The following is a 16,005-nucleotide window of genomic DNA, read 5'->3' as shown; positions in this document are numbered from 1 at the left end:
GGGGTGAAAACCAGCGGACTCCTTCTCCACATGCCGCCGACAGGTGGCGAGCGAGGCTCGGCGGCATCCGTTCAGCCAGGGCCCGTCCATGCGCATCCGCAAGGCTTTCCAGCGTTTCTCCGAGTCTGTCGCGCGTTATTCAGGTCGGCCGATGGCGTTCATCCTGGCCCTCCTCGTGGTGGTGGCCTGGGCCGTGACGGGGCCCATGTTCCATTTCGGGGACACCTGGCAGCTGGTGATCAATACCGGCACGACCATCGTGACCTTCCTCATGGTTTTCCTGATCCAGAACACCCAGAACCGCGACTCAGCGGCGGTGCACATCAAGCTGGACGAACTGATCCGCAGTTCGCGCGCGCACAATGCCCTGCTCGATCTGGAGGAACTGGACGAGGTCGTGCTCGAGCGCATCCGGCGCCGCTACTGCCAGTTGGCCAAGCAGGCCAGGGACGAGCTGGAACGCATCGAGGAGGGCGAGGACCTGTTCGCCGACCGCGCCGACCGGCCCTAGGCCATGTGCGGGCGCCGGTCGCGCGGCAGGTGGTTGACCAGGAACTCCATCTGGTCAGCCAAGATGTTGCGGTTGGACAGGATCAGGTGCTCCACCCAGCTCGGGCGGTACGGCACCGCCAGCAGCGGCATATTGGCCTGCTGGGGCGTGCGGTTGCTCTTGCGCAGGTTGCAGGCCAGGCAGGCGCTGACCACGTTCTCCCAGGTGTCCTTGCCGTGCTTGGAGATCGGCAGCACGTGGTCGCGGGTCAGCTCGCCCCGGCTGAAGCGCTCGCCGCAGTACATGCACAGGTAGCGGTCGCGGGCGAACAGGGCGCTGTTGGTCAGCGCGGGCGAGGGATCGATGGCGTGGTCGCGGCAGTGGCCGGTGCTGGCGATGATGGGATGCAGGGACAGCGTGCTCTGCAGTCCGCTCACGCGGTTGTGGCCGCCGTGCACGGTGATGCAGGGATCGCCCAGCGTCCAGGCGACCGCGTCGCGCACATAGAGGCAAACCGCTTCCTGCCAGCTGATCCAGTCAAGAATCCGGCCGGCGGCATCCAGCGACAGCACGCGGGTCGAGTGGAGGTCGACAACGCGGCCAGGTACTTCCATCAGCATGCAAAACCGTCCTTCAACCCAGGGGAATGAACGTTCGGGCGCTGCAACGATGCTCGTAACGAGGCCGAGGATAGACCAAATCCATGACAGAACACACGCAAATGACTGTCAGGGCAGGAGATAGGCTTAAGTCCTGGGGTGTTCTCGCGCCGGCGGGAGCGCTGATATAGTGTCCGTTCATCTGTAGACCCGAGGCCGGGTTTGGGAGGGGGAGCCTGGGTGGCAACCCCGGCGCGGCCGGGCAGAGGTAGTCAACGTGGCTGAAGTCCTTTTCTACGAGCGTCCTGTTCCGCTCAACCGCACCGAACACAAGGATCTGCGCATCAAGCCGATCCCGAACCTGAAGTTCGCGAGCGCAGTGCATTCGGTGCCGCTGACCGGCGTCGAGTTTCCCGCAGCCGCGCGCGACCTGCCGATCCTGTTCGGCGGCCTGACGGTCGAGAGCGCCGGCCCGCTGGCCCTGCTCGGCCTGCGCGAGAACGAAAACCTGTTCATCGATGCCGAAGGCCGCTGGGTGGCGAACACGTACATCCCCGCCTTCGTGCGCCGCTACCCGTTCGTGCTGGCCGAAAAGCCGGCCGGTGCGGAAGGCGACGACTTCACCGTGTTCCTCGACGAAGCCTATGAAGGCTTCGACCGTACCGAGGGCGAAGCCCTGTTCAAGGACGACGGCAGCGAGACCGAAGTGCTGAGCAACGCCGTGCGCTTCCTCGGCGAATACCAGCAGCACGTGGCGCGCACGCAGTGGTTCATGGAACAGCTGCGCAAGCACAACCTGCTCGAGCCGCGCAACATCCGCCTCGAGAAGGACGGCAAGAGCATCAACCTCAACGGCCTGTTCGTGGTCAACGAGGAAAAGCTGCGCCAGCTCGACGAGAAGACCACGCACGAATTCCTGCGCGAAGGCGTGCTGGGCTGGATCTACGCGCACCTGCTGTCGCTCTCCAACATCGACCGCGTTTCGCAGCGCCTCAGCGAACGCGAGCAGGTCGAAGAAGCCGCGACCGCCCTGAAGAACTGATGACCTGACGCCATGGCACGCAAGGTGCCATGGCGTCTGCCTCGAGGATGGCGTCAGTCGTCGTACGTCAGGCTCGGCCGCCAGTCGCCACGGCCTTCCGGCAGATAGTCCAGCACGTTCCATAGCGGCCAGATCGGATCGACGTGACGCGGATCCTGGCCCGGCTCGGCCGGCACGAACATCAGTTCGCTGCCCCAGGTGTGATGGATCTGCCCGTCGCGCCGCAGGAAGACGTTGAGCGCAGGCATCTGCCGGCCATCGGCGGTTTCGCCGTGGTAGTCGGCGTTGTACGTGTTGTGCGCGGACGACAGCAGATGCAGGTGGCGCCAGCCGCGTTCGCGCGCGAAATGGCGGATGCGCTGGATGGGCGAGCGCGCGACCACCGCCACGTTCACGCGCTGGCGCAGGTGCGGCATCTCGCCGTCGAGCGCATCGAGTATCGACGAACACGACGGGCACGGCGCCGCCATCGCCGGGCCGAACATGAAGTTGTAAATGACCAGCGTGTCCTTGTCGGCGAACAGGTCCGACATGCGCGTCTGCCGCTCGATGTCGGTATCCAGCGGCGTGTCGCCTTCGTCATCGAACGGATAGTCCACGGGTATCACACCGCCCAGCGGCAACGCGCGCCGCAGGGCGGCGATGGCTTCGGTTTGCCGGCGCAGTTCCATCTCGGCGCGCAGCAGCCGATCCCGCGCGACGCGGTAGGCGTGGCTTTCGCCGGGGAATCGAGTGCTGTGCAACGGTTCGCTCATGACGGCCTCCGGTCATGCGATGGCCGCGCTCGTGCGCGGCCGGATTCGTGATTCAGCGGACGGGCTTGGCCAGCCGCAGCAGGTCCGCGGCGTACCCGGCGCTTTCGTACACCGACAGCGCGCGCTGGTTGCCTGGAAACACCGCCAGCGTCACCAGGTGGCAACGATGTTCGCGCGCCCAGGTTTCCGCGTGTTCGAGCAACGCCCGGCCTACGCCGCGGCCTTCGTAATCGGCGGCGACGGCGAGATCGGAGATATGGCAGTTGTTGCGACCGGTGAAATAGTCCTGCGTTTTCTGCAGGTGGATGAAGCCCACCGGTTCGCCATCGTCATCCTCGGCCACGAACAGGAAGCTGTTGGCTGGTTGTTCGTCCAGATGGCGGCGCAGGTCGTTGCGGATGCCTTCGATGCATTCGTGGCGCCGTCGCCACGGTGGCAGGGTGAAGTCCACGAAACGGGGCACCAGACCAAGGATGAAGTCGTCGTCGTCCTCGGCCAGACGAATCATGTACGTGGCGTCGCTCATGCGGAAACAACCGGCTTGGCGAGAGAAGTTCGTCGTTTCTACACCCAGCGGCGCGGCGGCGGTAGTCCCGGAAGCGTGAAGAAGGCCGCGCCGCGCTCACAAAAAAAGCCCCTCCGCGAGGAGGGGCCCTTCGGTGCATCACATCAGGCGATGGCGGGAATGGTGTCCGCGCCGGCCTCGATGGCGGCCTTGTGGGTCAGGCTGCGCGGCAGGATGCGCGCGAAGTAGAACTTCGCGGTGTCGCGCTTGGCCTGCTTGAACGTTTCCTGCTGGCTGCTGTTGGCCAGCGCGGCGACGTTGCGGGCCCACATGTAGGCGAGCGTGACGTAGCCGGAGTAGTAGAGGTAATCCATTGCGGCCGCGCCGAGTTCCTCCGGGTTGGCCTGCACGCGCTGGGCCAGGGCCAGGGTGAGGTCGGCCCATTCCTTGGCGTGCTTGGCGAGCGGGCCGATCAGGCTGGCGAGCGCGGCGTCCTGCGCGTGCTGCTGGCAGAACGCCTGGATCTCCTGCAGGAACAGCTTGAAGCCGGCGCCCTGCAACTGGAGGATCTTGCGGCCCAGCAGGTCGGCGGCCTGGATGCCGGTGGTGCCTTCGTACAGCGTGATGATGCGGGCGTCGCGCACGAACTGCTCCACGCCGTTCTCGCCGATGTAGCCGTGGCCGCCGTACACCTGCAGCGCTTCCTTGGTGCATTCCTGCGCCAGTTCAGTGACCACGCCCTTGGCGATCGGGATAAGGAACGCCACCAGGTCGCTGGCCTGCTTGCGCGTGGCTTCGTCGGCGCCGCGCGCTTCCACGTCGGTCTGCAGCGAGGTGTACAGCAGCAGCGTGCGCGAGGCTTCCACGAAGGCGCGCTGGGTCAGCAGCATGCGGCGCACGTCCGGCTGCACCAGCAGGTTGTCGGCCGGCTTCTCGGGGAACTTCGGACCGGACAGCGAACGGCCCTGCAGGCGCTCGCGCGCGTAGTTCAGGCTGTTCTGCAGCGCGCGCTCGGACAGCGCCAGGCCCTGCACGCCCACGCCCAGGCGCGCGGCGTTCATCATGGTGAACATGGCGGCCAGGCCCTTGTGCGGCGCGCCGATCAGGTAGCCCTCGGCGGCGTCGAAGTTCATCACGCAGGTGGCCGAACCCTTCAGGCCCATCTTGTGCTCGATGGCGCCGGCGGCGACGGTGTTGCGCGCGCCCAGCGAGCCATCGGCGTTCACCTTGAACTTCGGCACGATGAACATGGAAATGCCGCGGCTGCCGGCCGGCGCGTCGGGCAGGCGGGCCAGCACGAGGTGGATGATGTTCTCGGCCAGGTCATGCTCGCCGGCGCTGATGAAGATCTTGGTGCCGGTGATCTTCCAGCTGCCGTTCTCGCCCGGCTCGGCGCGCGTCTTGAGCAGGCCAAGGTCCGAACCGGCCTGCGGTTCGGTGAGGCACATGGTGCCGGTCCAGCGGCCTTCCACGATGGGCTTGAGGTAGGTGTTCTGCTGCTCCTCGGTGCCGTGCAGTTCCATCGCGTGGCAGGCGCCCTCGGACAGCAGCGGGTACAGGCTCCACGACAGGTTGCCGGACTGGAAGATCTCGGTGGCGGCCGTGCCCATCAGGTTCGGCAGCGCCTGGCCGCCGAAGCGTTCCGGCTGGGTGAGGCCGGTCCAGCCGCCTTCCGCGAAGGTCTTGAAGGCTTCCTTGAAGCCCTTGGGCGTGGTCACCGTGTGGGTGGCCTTGTCGAAGTGGCAGCCTTCCTCGTCGCCGCTGGCGTTGAACGGCGCGAGCACCGCTTCGCTCAGGCGACCGGCTTCCTCCAGCACGGCGTCCAGCAGGTCGCGCGTATGGCCGTCGCCACCCTGCAGCTTGGTGAGCACGGCTTCTGCGCCGAGCACGTCGAAGATCGCGAAGCGCTGGTCGTCGAGGGGAGCCTTGTAGATCGTCATGGCGAAGTTCCTTCGTGGGTCATGCAGGCACTGGAATCAGCGCCAGGTGTTGGGAATTCCCGGCACCGGCGAGAGCCAGTCATTGCCGTGGAAACTGAAATCGCGGGCTTCCTTTTCCTGCTCGGGCTTGGCGTTGGCATTGCCGGCCACGCTGTAGGGCACGCTGCCTGCGCTGCCCTTGACCGCTGCGGCCTTGAGCGCGGCGGTCATCTCGGGCGTGGGCAGGATGTCCACCTGGGTCACGTCCGCGGCAAAGGCCGGGATGTCGAGGTCGAAGCGCGCATGCAGGCGCACCGGGACGTTCTCACCGACCTTGAACTGGCCGTCGAGCGAGTGGAAATCCATCGAGCCGTAGCTGTTGTTCTGGATGCGCACCGTCAGGCGCCACTGGCCGTCGGGCCGGGTGGCCATTTCCTGGATGCTCACGGTCGGCGGGAACACGCTCTTCTTCGGCGGCCCGCAGGCCACCAGGCTGGCCACCAGCACGAGGAGCGTCATACAGCCGAGGAGTCGTTTCATGGATGGACCTCAAACGATTGTTTGAATCTTAGCAGGAGGACGCCGGCCTCTGTCCACGGGGCAGGGCCGGCATCCGGATCTCAGCGTGCATGCGATCACGCCTGCGTCAGAGATACCCGGAACGCGCGGAGGTTCCCATTGCGCAACGCAGCAGGCATCATCGCGGGCTCGTTCCCTTTTCAGCCTGCCGCTCATGACCCGACGTATCGTTGCCCGCCGTTCCCCCATCCATGGCAATGGCGTGTTCGCCGTAGCCCCGATCAAGAAGGGTGAGGAAATCATCGAATACAAGGGCACGCTGATGACGCATGCCGAAGCTGACGAGCTGTACGGCGACGGCGGCGAAACCGGGCACACGTTCCTGTTCACGCTCAACGACGAGCTGCTGATCGACGCCAACCGCAAGGGCAACACGGCGCGCTGGATCAACCACAGCTGCGATCCGAATTGCCAGGCGGTGATCGAGGAAAACACCGACGGCAACCCGCGCAAGGACCGCGTGCTGATCGAAGCCATCCGCAACATCAAGCCCGGCGAAGAGCTGACCTACGACTACGGCATCGTGCTGGACGTGCCGCACACCGCGCGCCTGAAGAAGCTGTGGAAGTGCCTGTGCGGTTCCAAGAACTGCACGGGTACGTTGCTGAAGTCCAAGCGCTGAGCGACGTCGCAGCCCCGTCGTCATTCCTGTCTTGCGGGAATGACGGATGGTTCGAGGTATTCGCAAGGCCCACGCGTCAGGGATCGGCCGGATAGTCGATCCCTATCACCTCGACGCTGAGATCGCCCGCCGGCCGCTGCCACACCACTTCGTCGCCGATGCGCGCGCCGAGCAGGGCCCTGGCCAGCGGCGAGACATAGCTGACCCGCCCATGCTCCACGTCCGCCTCGTCCTCGCCGACGATGCGGTAGCGGGCTTCCCCTTCGTCGCTGTCGACGGTCACCAGCGCGCCGAACGCCACGCGGTCGCGCGGCTGCTGCGCCAGATCCACTTCGATGGCGCTGCCCACGCGCGCATTGAGCCACTTGAGCTCGCGCTCCACCTCGGCCAGTTCGCGTTGCTGCAGCAGCGTGTCCGCCGCCGCGCGCAAGGCGTCGCGCCGCTCGCGCAGCGCCACCAGCCGCTCGCGCAGCTGCGCGTTGCTGTGGGGCGTGACGTAGTTGGGGTGTTCGCTCAGCGGGATATCCGGCAGCCGTTCGCCGACGGATTCGTCCGCATCCTTCACGAAGGAGCGGCTCATTGCGTGCCTCCTGCGCGCCGCCAGATCGGCGCGTCCTTGAGATGACATGGCGGCGTGTTGGCGCGCCTCAAGCCAATGCAGGCGCTTGGGCGCGACGCCGGCCGCACCCGTTCAGGCCACGTGGAGCGCGCGTCAATCGTCGTCCGCGCGCGGCTTCCACGCCTCGGTGAGCTGCTTCTGCACCGGCGGCGGCACGGGTTCGTAGTGGCTGAGATCGAGGCTGTAGCGGCCGCGCCCTCCGGTCATGGCCTTGAGCTCGGTGGGGTAGTCGGTGAGCTCGGCCAGCGGCGCCTGCGCCTTGATGACGATCTCCCCGCCGCGCAGCGAGTCGGTGCCCATGATGCGCGCGCGCTTGCCCGCCAGGCCGCCGGTGACGTCGCCCACGTTGGCCTCCGGGATGGCCACTTCCACATCGACGATGGGCTCCAGCACCACGGGCCGCGCCTTGCCCACGGCGTCGAGAAAGGCTTTCTTGCCCGCGCTGATGAAGGCGACTTCCTTGGAGTCGACCGGGTGGTACTTGCCGTCGTAGACGGTGACGCGCACGTCCTGGATCGGATAGCCGGCAATCGCACCCGCGTCCAGCGCCTGCCGTATGCCTTTCTCGATGGCGGGCAGGAACTGGCCGGGAATGACGCCGCCTTTCACCGCATCGACGAACTCGAAGCCTGCGCCACGCTCCAGCGGTTCCACGCGCAGGAACACCTCACCGAACTGACCGGCGCCGCCGGTCTGCTTCTTGTGGCGATGATGGCCTTCCGCGTGGCCGGCGATGGTTTCGCGATAGGCGATGCGCGGCGGATGCGTGGTCACCTCGACGCTGTAACGATCCTTCATGCGTTCGAGCATGATCTTCAGGTGCAGGTCGGACAATCCGCGCACCACGGTTTCGTTGAGTTCCTTGTGATGCTCCATGCGGAAGCAGGGGTCTTCTTCCGCTAGCCGGCCGATGGCCTGGGAGAGTTTCTGTTCCTGCCCCTTGTGCTTGGGTTCCAGCGCCAGGCCGAACATGGGTTGCGGGAAACGTATCGGCGCCAGATGGATGCGGTCCTCGTCGTGCGAATCGTGCAGCACGGCATCGAAGTGGATTTCCTCCACTTTCGCCACCGCCGCGATGTCGCCGGGAATGGCTTGTTCGATCTCTTCGTGCGTCTTGCCGCGCAGTCGGAACAGATGGCCCACCTTGAACGGCTTCTTGCTGTCATCGATGAACAGCTGCGTGTCGCGCCGCACGGTGCCTTGCCACACACGGAACACGCCAAGCTTGCCCACGAACGGATCGTTGACGATCTTGAACACGTCCGCGATCACGTGCTGCGACGGATCGGCGTTGACGGTGATCTCCTCGCCATCGCCGTTGAGAAACGGCGGCGGGTTGCCTTCGGCCGGGTTGGGCAGCAGGCGGTCGGCGAGTTCCAGGAACTCCTTGACGCCCGCGCCGCTGCGCGCGCTCACGAAGCAGATCGGAACCAGATGCCCCTCGCGCAGGCATTGTTCAAAGGCATCGTGCAGTTCCTGCGGGCTCAGTTCGCCTTCGCCCGAATCGAGGTAGTGGCCCATCACGGTTTCGTTGATCTCCACCACCTGGTCGAGAATGCGCTGGTGCGCTTCGGCGAGCGACGAGAAATCGGTGGCGCCCTCGCAGTGGAAAAAGCAGTCCAGCACCTGTTTTCCGCCCTCGGCGGGAAGATTCACCGGCAGGCACTGCGTGCCGAATTCCTCGCGCAGCGCGTCCACCAGCGCGGCCAGCCGCGAGCCTTCGGTGTCGATCTTGTTGATCACCAGCACGCGGGCCAGCTTGCGCTCGGCGGCGCGCTCCATCATGCGGCGCGTGCCGTACTCGATGCCGTTGGCGGCGTTGACCACGATGGCCACGGTTTCCACCGCGGCGAAGGCGGACAGCGTGGGGCCGCGAAAATCGGCGTAGCCGGCGGTGTCGATCAGGTTGATGTGGCAGTGGCCGAACGGGATGCTGGCGATGGCGGTGTCGATGGAATGGCCGCGTGCCTTCTCCTGCTCGTCGGTATCCGATTGCGTGGAGCCGCGCTCTACCGAACCCTGGGTCTGGATGACGCCGCCGGCATGCAGCAGTGCCTCGAACAACGTGGTCTTGCCGGCGCCGGCATGTCCGGCGAGCGCGATGTTGCGGATGCTTTCCGTGGTGTACGACACGATGCGACCCTCCCATAGTTGGGCGCGGGATCGTGCCGACGTGACCTGCGGCGCCGCACGAAGCCGCGCAAGCGGCTGACGATGGCGGGCCGTCATGGTCGTCCAGGCGTGCGGGACGCGGGGGCGGTCATGGCGGATACGGCCGGAGCGGCCGTTCGGCTAGGTTTTCGCGATACGCCGCGCGGGTCAAGTTGCAGTGCGGTGTAAGAGCTGTTCAAGGTCTCCCGTGAGCGCCGATTTTGGCCGTCATTCCGGCGCAGGCCGGAATCCAGTGGCTTCACGGCACGGTTTTCGCCGAAGAGCTGGACGCTTTGACATCGCGCGATAAGCGGCGACCTTCGCCACTGGATTCCGGCCTGCGCCGGAATGACGGTGAGGGGAATGAACTTCACGCAGCTTGAGCGGGCTTACGGGAACCCCGCAGGGGCAACGCTTGTCTGCAGAAGTCCCATCCCCGCACCGCAGGCCGGCCTGTCCAGCCTGCGCACTTCCCCGAGCCGAGTAGGGAATCCCCATCGAGCACACCGAGCAGGTCGAACACCATCGCTGGACGCCGCCGGACGCCCACTCGCGCGGGCTGGCTCCCCTTGATGGACCCACGCGCACCTTGCTGCATGAGCTGCGCTGGCGAAAGGACCCGCCTCACCGCGGGCGTCGCTGGCTGGCCCTGGGCATCGTGCTGGCCTTGCACGTCCTGTTCGGATGGTTCACATGGCATGAAATGCAGGTGAGGAAGGCGTCGGACTCGGCCCGCTATGCGCGCGAAGGCGCGCTGCAGGTGCGACTGATTCCACGCGCGGCCACGCCGGCAGGTGCGCCCGCGCCGGCGGAACCGACGCTGCCACCGCCGGAATCCGCGCCACCGCCGCGTCCTGTCAACAAGCCTGTCGTGCACGAGCCGCCGGCGAAGAACGCGATGACGGTGAGCCTGCCACCCACGCCACCGGCGCCGGCCACCTCCAGTCCACCCGCGCCGACGACGGATCTCTACAACCACAACGGACTCGCCGCGTTGCCCGCCGCGGCGAGCACGGCGCCGCCTGCACCCGAGGCAGGCTACGTGCAGAAGATGCCGCAGGGCGATTCCAGCATCATGCAACACACCACGTCGGTACCGTACAAGGCCACGCGCTTTGAAAAGGACTGGCAAAAGGGTGGTGGCAGTTCGGTGGACGACGCATTGCAGAAGGCGGTGGACAAGAGCACGGTCAAGCACACCTTCCATGTCGCGCCCGGCGTACGCATTCACTGCGCGATCACCCTTGCCGCGCTTGCCGGCGGTTGTGGCGTCGGCGATCCACCAGCGCCACCGCCGCCCAACGACGGCGACATGCGCATGAGCATGGCGCCGGCCAGCCAGCTGGCACCGGTTTCGCAGCCACCCAAGGCGCCGAGCGTCGAGGAATGCATCGCCATCTATCGCGCGCAGAAGCCGCTGCCCTATGGCTGCCCCGTCGATACGCCGACGCGCTCGGTCGACGCGGAAATGCAGGAGCGCGCATCGCATCCGGCGAATCAGGACGGCCAATGAGTCGACGCGGCCAAGGACTTCTCAGAAAGTCGTCGCCGCCCGCTACACTTCCGTCATGGAGAGGGAATCCGCAGGCCGACTGACCGTGTCGCTACCATCGCCGAAGTCGGCGGCGGAGAGCGCGGCCGTCTATCGTCGGCGGCGGGCCGAGCGTCCGCGCGATCGCTGGCTGCGCATCCTGGCGCTGGTCGGCGCACTGCTGGTGCATCTGGTGTTCCTGTTCGGCGCCATCCTGGGCCCGGCCTACGAGATGGAAGAACTCAACGACGAGTCGCCGCCGCTGGTCGTGCGCCTGATCGAGGAACCCAAGGAAGAACCCCCACCGCCGCCGCCGGTGCGCGGCACGCCGCCCAAGCAGGTGGGGCCGGTGCACAAGGGCAATGCGAACAACGCGCCGCACACGGCGCGCCAGAGCAGCTCGTCCACCCGCACCAGCAGCGACCTGGCGCCGGTGCCTGTGCCGGCAATGCAGACGCCGGTGGTGACTGACGTACCCAAGGCGACGGCGCCCAAGCCGGAAGTCACCGCCGCGCCGCTGCCGCCGGTGACGGTGCCCAAGCCCGCGCCCGCCGAACAGGTGCAGCCGGTGCCCGTGGCGCCGGAACCGCCGCAGGTGGCGGTGGAGACTCCGGCGGTCGAGAAACCGGTGCCTCCCACGTTCCAGCCCGAGCCCGTGCGCAAGCCACAGGTGGAAGGCACCCAGCCCATGCCGCCGCCGGCCTCGCTGGCGCTGCCGGAAGTACCCGCGCAGTCCGCTCCGGTCGTGACGCCGCCGACGGTCGCCATGGAAAAGGCCGTGCCCACGGAAGCGCGCCCCAGCATTGCGCCGGTATCGCGTCCGGAAACGCCCGCGTCGCCACCCGAACCCGAACTGCAGGAAGTGCCCATGCCGGCGCAGGCCGCGCCGACAGTGAACCTGCAGCCGCAGCCGACGACGGTGGCCCCGGTGGTGCCACGCGAGCAGCCCAGGATCGAGTCGCCCGCCATTCGCGTAGCGGAAAAGCCGCAGCTCGAAGCGGTGCCGTTGCCGCCCAATCCGCAGCCGACGGTCGAACACCCGCAGGCGCCGCACGTGGAAGTGGCCGCGCCCAAGGCCATCGCCCTGGACAACAAACCGTCCATCGAGCGCCCGCAGTTGTCCGAAACACCGGCGGAAGCCTCGCCGACGCAGAGTGCGGCCACGCCATCGGCGTCGCAGGCCTCATCCCAAAGCGCATCGAGTGCGCAGGCGAGCACGGCCAGCAGCGAGTCGAGTGCGCCATCCCGTGAAAGCGGCGAGAGCAGCGCGCCCAATGCGACGCCGCAGGGCAGCCGCGCCGGCACGCCGGGGCAGCCGAACGGCGTGGCGCAATCGCCCAGCACCACGGGCGGCAAGGGACTCAACCTGTCGCTGCCGCCCGGCCAGGGCAACGGCAGCAGCCAGGGCGGCAAGGGGCAGGGCGAGCAGGAGGGCGCGGTGGGCACCTATGTGCAGCTCAAGCCGCATGGCAACACGGAGATCATGTCCCACGGCACGCCCAACATCGGTTATCAGGCGACGCGCTTCGAGAAGGACTGGACGCCGGAAGGCGAGAGCTCTATCGACACCGCGCTGCGCCATGCCGTGGAAAAGACCACCATGCGGCACACCTTTCACCTGCCGCGCGGCGTGCGCGTGGAATGCGTGGTGATGCCGTTGTTCCCGATGGCGCTGTTCGGTTGCGGCGACGGCAATCCCCCGCCGCAGCCGGTGGACGATGTCGTGTACGACAAGATGAAGCTCGCGCCCACCAACCCGCTGGTGCCGCCGCCGGCACCTGTCAGCGCGACGCCCACGATGGCGACAGTCAAGCTGGACAATAGCGCCCAGTGCGCGGCGGCCCGCGTTGCCGGCGGTCCGCCACCGCCGGGCTGCCCTGCCGATACCACCACGGTGCCCACAGGCCCCGCGCGCAGCGCCACCACGTGGATTCCGGCGAGCGACCAGTTCCATTGATGCCCTAGGCATCCTCTTACGTAGTTCATCAGCCATCGGCGCCGTAGAAGTGCGCTGGCGGAACAGAGGCTCTCATAGTCACGCTTCCACGTTTTGATCGAGGACGTGACACGTGAAGAACTATCTGATCGCCTTCCTGCTCTTGGCGGCACCGCTCGCGGCCACCAGCGCGCACGCCAGCGAGGACCTGAGCTGCAAGCTTCGTTTCGACCTGAGCAGCTGGTCGCTGATCTACAAGCACGTCAGCGGCCACGGCGTGGTCACCTGCAACAACGGACAGTCGATGAAGGTGAAGCTGGAGGCCCGTGGCGGCGGCCTGTCCATCGGCAGCTCGCAGGTCGACGACGGCCATGGCGACTTCACCGCCTTGCGCTCGATTGCCGACGTGCCCGGCACGTATGCCGATCTCAACGCGCACACAGTGCTCAAGGCCGGCGACGCGCAGGTGCTCACCAAGGGGCCGGTGTCGCTGGCCATCGCCGGCGTGGGACATGGCGTGGAAATGGGCATCACCGTCGGCGAGCTGACCATCAGCAAGGACGAATAGGCGCGAGCGCTAGGTAAATCTACCTAGGTGTCGTTCGACAATTTGCGCTACCGGGCCCGCCTATCGAGCCGCATGCTCGCGGGGCATCGCGCAGCGTTGACGAAGAGCACTTCCCCTTCGAGGTATCTATGCAAGCAGTTCGCTGGTCCTGTCTGGTACTGGCGCTCGGCCTGGTCATGAACGACCCGGGCCGCGCCCAGCAGAACACTCCCACCTTTGCCGCGTCGTCGCAGGCCAACATCGACTCCCGTGCCTGGCCGCACAGTTTCGACGTCGATGGCACGCAACTGGTGCTTCACCATCCGCAGCTCGAAAGCTGGGACGGCCACCTGCTCAAGGGCCGCCTCGCCGTTTCGGTGAAGACCGGCACGCAGGTGGGTGCCGATGGCAAGCCGCACGATGTGCTGGATTACGGCGTGGCGTGGTTCACCGCACGCACGGTGACCGACAAGACCCTGCGGCAGGTCACGCTGTCCAACGTCACCATCGACAAGGTGTCGTTTCCCACCGCCACCGCGCAGCAGGCGCGCTATCAAACCCTGCTGCAGAACGCTGCCGGTCGCGGCAGCCAGGTGGCCGACCTCGACACCATAGAAGCCTCGCTGGCGATCAGCCAGGCGCAGGGCGAGGTGAAGAACGTCGCCGTGCGCAACGATCCGCCGCAGATCGTCTTTTCCTTCAAGCCCGCCTTGCTGGTGCTCATCGACGGCACGCCCGTGGCGCATCCCACCGGCAAGGGCAGCGTGAGCCGCATCGTCAACACGCGCTCGCTGCTGCTGCAGGACGGTGGCCAGTACTACCTGCTGTTCGCCAGCCATTGGGTGAAATCATCGACGCTGGATGGCCCGTGGTCGGCGGTGAAGCAGCCGCCATCCTCCGTGCTGCAGGCGGCTGAAGCGGCGGAGAAGGCCAAGCAGGTCGATCCGCTGGATACACCGTCCGACGCGCTCAAGCAGGTGCTGGCCTCGGGCAAGCTGCCGGACATCGTGGTGCGCACGCAGCCGTCCGAATTGATCATGGTGGACGGCGATCCGCAGTTCGAAGCCATTCCCGGCACCCAGCTGGCCTACGTCGCCAACACGTCCGAGGACGTGTTCGTCGACCAGACCCAGGACTCGACGTGGTACGTGCTGATCTCCGGACGCTGGTTCACCGCCAGTTCCACGCAGGGGCCGTGGCGCTATGTGGCCGGCAAGGATCTTCCCGCCGACTTCGCGAAGATCCCTTCGGACAGCCCCAAGAGCGCGGTGCTCGCCTCGGTGCCGGGCACGCCCGAAGCGCGCGAATCGCTGATCGCCAACAGCATTCCGCAGACGGCGACGGTGAACATGCGAACCACGCAACTGCACCTGTCGTATGACGGCCCCGCGCAGTTCAAGCCCATCGACGGTACCGCGCTTTCCTATGCGTGGAACACGCCGGTGCCGGTGATCCGCGTGAATGCCGATGCTTACTACGCCGTGCAGAACGGCGTGTGGTTCACCGCGGTGACGGCGAACGGCCCATGGTCGGTGGCCCTGGACGTGCCATCGGTGATCTACACCATTCCGCCGAGCTCGCCGCTGCATTACGTCACCTACATGTACGTCTACGGCCATGCCGACGATCAGGTCTACGTGGGCTATTCGCCGGGCTACTACGGCACGGTGAGCAGCGACGGCGTGGTGGTCTACGGCACCGGTTATGCCTGCGACTCGTGGGTGGGCAATGAGTGGTACGGCTGTCCGGCCACCTACGGCTTCGACGTGTCGTTCGGCTGGACGCCGTGGGCTGGCTGGGGCTTCGGTTTCGCCTGGGGCGCGGCGTGGGCGTCGGCCTGGTACGGCCCGTGGTGGGGGCCGTGGGGTTATTGGGGCGGCGGCTACTATCCTGGCTACTGGGGTGGCGCCATCTCGGCGGCGAACGTCTATGGCCGCTGGGGCAACAGCGTGGTCTCGGGCCGCGGCGTGGCATGGTCCAACCCCTGGACGGGCAACTACGGCGCCGCCGGTCGCGGCAGCTACTACAACACCGTCACCGGCGGCCACGGCTACGGCTACGCGGGGCACAACACCAATGCCTACACGGGCGTGACCACCGGCCAGGCCGGCGGCATCCGCTACAACCCGCAGACCGGCCGCGTGGTGGCGGGCCACGGTGGCGCCGCGGTGAATCCCTACACCGGCAACGCCGCCGCTGCTGGCGAGCGCACGGTGGTGAACACGAACACGGGCCGCGTGACCCACGAAGCTGGCGTGGCCGGCCGCACCAACGAGGGCGCGGGCGCTGCCGGTACGTTCAACACCCAGGGCATCGGTGGCGATGCGCGCGGTGCGGGCTACGTGAACTACAACCGCGAGACCGGCCAGGTGAACCACGGCGGTGTCGTCAACGTGGACGACCACGTGTATGCCGGTCGCGATGGCAACGTCTACCGTTACGACCCAGGCCAGGGCTGGCAGAAGGCTGATACCGGCGGCAACTTCAACCGCGTGGCCTCGCCCGACAGCGTCAATACGGAACAGGACCGCATGGCGCGCGACCGCGGCGGTGACGGGCAGTCGTTCGATCGACCCCAGCGCCAGCAGTTCGACCGCGGCAATTACGACAACCACTTCCGCGGACAGATGGGTGGCTTCCGCCCCTCATTCGGTGGCGGCCACTTCGGCGGCTTTCACGGAGGGTTCCGGCGCTAGGCCGGAACCCTGAT

The 16,005-nt window shown here is 66.8% G+C and carries 14 protein-coding genes; 7 read left to right on the top strand and 7 right to left on the bottom strand.

Annotation, left to right across the window (positions count from 1 at the left end; translation table 11 throughout):
• Positions 1 to 88 precede the first annotated feature (88 nt).
• Positions 89 to 511, top strand: coding sequence for a low affinity iron permease family protein (locus tag BDW41_RS18500; protein WP_074550494.1), 423 nt, complete (start codon positions 89 to 91; stop codon positions 509 to 511).
• On the opposite strand, the gene BDW41_RS18495 is transcribed toward BDW41_RS18500, so the two are convergent.
• Entirely contained in the window at positions 508 to 1,110 is a 603-nt protein-coding gene (locus BDW41_RS18495; protein WP_074550497.1) for an HNH endonuclease, read from the bottom strand. The genes BDW41_RS18500 and BDW41_RS18495 overlap by 4 nt on opposite strands.
• A 256-nt stretch (positions 1,111 to 1,366) precedes the next feature.
• On the opposite strand from BDW41_RS18495, the gene BDW41_RS18490 reads away from it, so the two are divergent.
• Positions 1,367 to 2,131 (top strand): SapC family protein, encoded by a 765-nt coding sequence (locus BDW41_RS18490; protein ID WP_074550499.1) that lies wholly within the window; start codon positions 1,367 to 1,369, stop codon positions 2,129 to 2,131.
• Between the two features lie 53 nt (positions 2,132 to 2,184).
• Here BDW41_RS18490 and BDW41_RS18485 read toward each other — a convergent pair whose 3' ends face one another.
• From BDW41_RS18485 to BDW41_RS18470, 4 genes are all read right to left on the bottom strand, one after another.
• A complete protein-coding gene (locus tag BDW41_RS18485; RefSeq protein ID WP_074550501.1) occupies positions 2,185 to 2,886 on the bottom strand; it encodes a DUF899 family protein in 702 nt (233 codons plus the stop codon).
• A 52-nt stretch (positions 2,887 to 2,938) separates the two neighbouring features.
• Entirely contained in the window at positions 2,939 to 3,412 is a 474-nt protein-coding gene (locus BDW41_RS18480; protein WP_074550503.1) for a GNAT family N-acetyltransferase, read from the bottom strand.
• Between the two features lie 143 nt (positions 3,413 to 3,555).
• A complete protein-coding gene (locus BDW41_RS18475) occupies positions 3,556 to 5,331 on the bottom strand; it encodes an acyl-CoA dehydrogenase C-terminal domain-containing protein (RefSeq protein ID WP_074550505.1) in 1,776 nt (591 codons plus the stop codon).
• A gap of 36 nt (positions 5,332 to 5,367) precedes the next feature.
• On the bottom strand, positions 5,368 to 5,850 hold the full coding sequence (locus BDW41_RS18470) for a hypothetical protein (RefSeq protein WP_074550507.1): 483 nt from the start codon (positions 5,848 to 5,850) through the stop codon (positions 5,368 to 5,370).
• A 193-nt stretch (positions 5,851 to 6,043) separates the two neighbouring features.
• Between BDW41_RS18470 and BDW41_RS18465 the strand changes: the two genes are divergently transcribed.
• Positions 6,044 to 6,511 (top strand): SET domain-containing protein-lysine N-methyltransferase, encoded by a 468-nt coding sequence (locus BDW41_RS18465; protein ID WP_074550509.1) that lies wholly within the window; start codon positions 6,044 to 6,046, stop codon positions 6,509 to 6,511.
• 76 nt (positions 6,512 to 6,587) lie between these two features.
• Here the strand turns inward: BDW41_RS18465 and BDW41_RS18460 are convergent, their stop codons facing one another.
• Together BDW41_RS18460 and fusA are read right to left on the bottom strand one after the other, a co-directional pair.
• Positions 6,588 to 7,091 carry a GreA/GreB family elongation factor gene (locus BDW41_RS18460; protein WP_074550511.1) on the bottom strand — a complete coding sequence of 168 codons (504 nt, stop codon included), beginning with the start codon at positions 7,089 to 7,091 and terminating at the stop codon, positions 6,588 to 6,590.
• A 132-nt stretch (positions 7,092 to 7,223) separates the two neighbouring features.
• Positions 7,224 to 9,263 (bottom strand): elongation factor G, encoded by a 2,040-nt coding sequence (gene fusA, locus BDW41_RS18455; protein WP_074550691.1) that lies wholly within the window; start codon positions 9,261 to 9,263, stop codon positions 7,224 to 7,226.
• Positions 9,264 to 9,870: 607 nt separating this feature from the next.
• On the opposite strand from fusA, the gene BDW41_RS18450 reads away from it, so the two are divergent.
• The 4 genes from BDW41_RS18450 (at position 9,871) to BDW41_RS18435 (ending at position 15,991) form a co-directional block, all read left to right on the top strand.
• A complete protein-coding gene (locus BDW41_RS18450; RefSeq protein ID WP_233496929.1) occupies positions 9,871 to 10,794 on the top strand; it encodes a hypothetical protein in 924 nt (307 codons plus the stop codon).
• Positions 10,795 to 10,879: 85 nt separating this feature from the next.
• Positions 10,880 to 12,769, top strand: coding sequence for a hypothetical protein (locus BDW41_RS18445; RefSeq protein WP_233496928.1), 1,890 nt, complete (start codon positions 10,880 to 10,882; stop codon positions 12,767 to 12,769).
• Between the two features lie 112 nt (positions 12,770 to 12,881).
• The gene (locus BDW41_RS18440; protein ID WP_074550515.1) at positions 12,882 to 13,316 is read left to right on the top strand and encodes a hypothetical protein; all 435 of its coding nucleotides are present in this window, start codon (positions 12,882 to 12,884) and stop codon (positions 13,314 to 13,316) included.
• A gap of 128 nt (positions 13,317 to 13,444) precedes the next feature.
• On the top strand, positions 13,445 to 15,991 hold the full coding sequence (locus BDW41_RS18435) for a hypothetical protein (RefSeq protein WP_074550517.1): 2,547 nt from the start codon (positions 13,445 to 13,447) through the stop codon (positions 15,989 to 15,991).
• Positions 15,992 to 16,005: the final 14 nt, after the last annotated feature.

It is taken from the genome of Dyella sp. AtDHG13 (assembly GCF_003201105.1).
Lineage (GTDB): Bacteria > Pseudomonadota > Gammaproteobacteria > Xanthomonadales > Rhodanobacteraceae > Dyella > Dyella jiangningensis_B.
The sequence above is the reverse complement of the archived record's forward strand: the minus strand, read 5'-3'. Positions and strand labels throughout refer to the sequence as shown.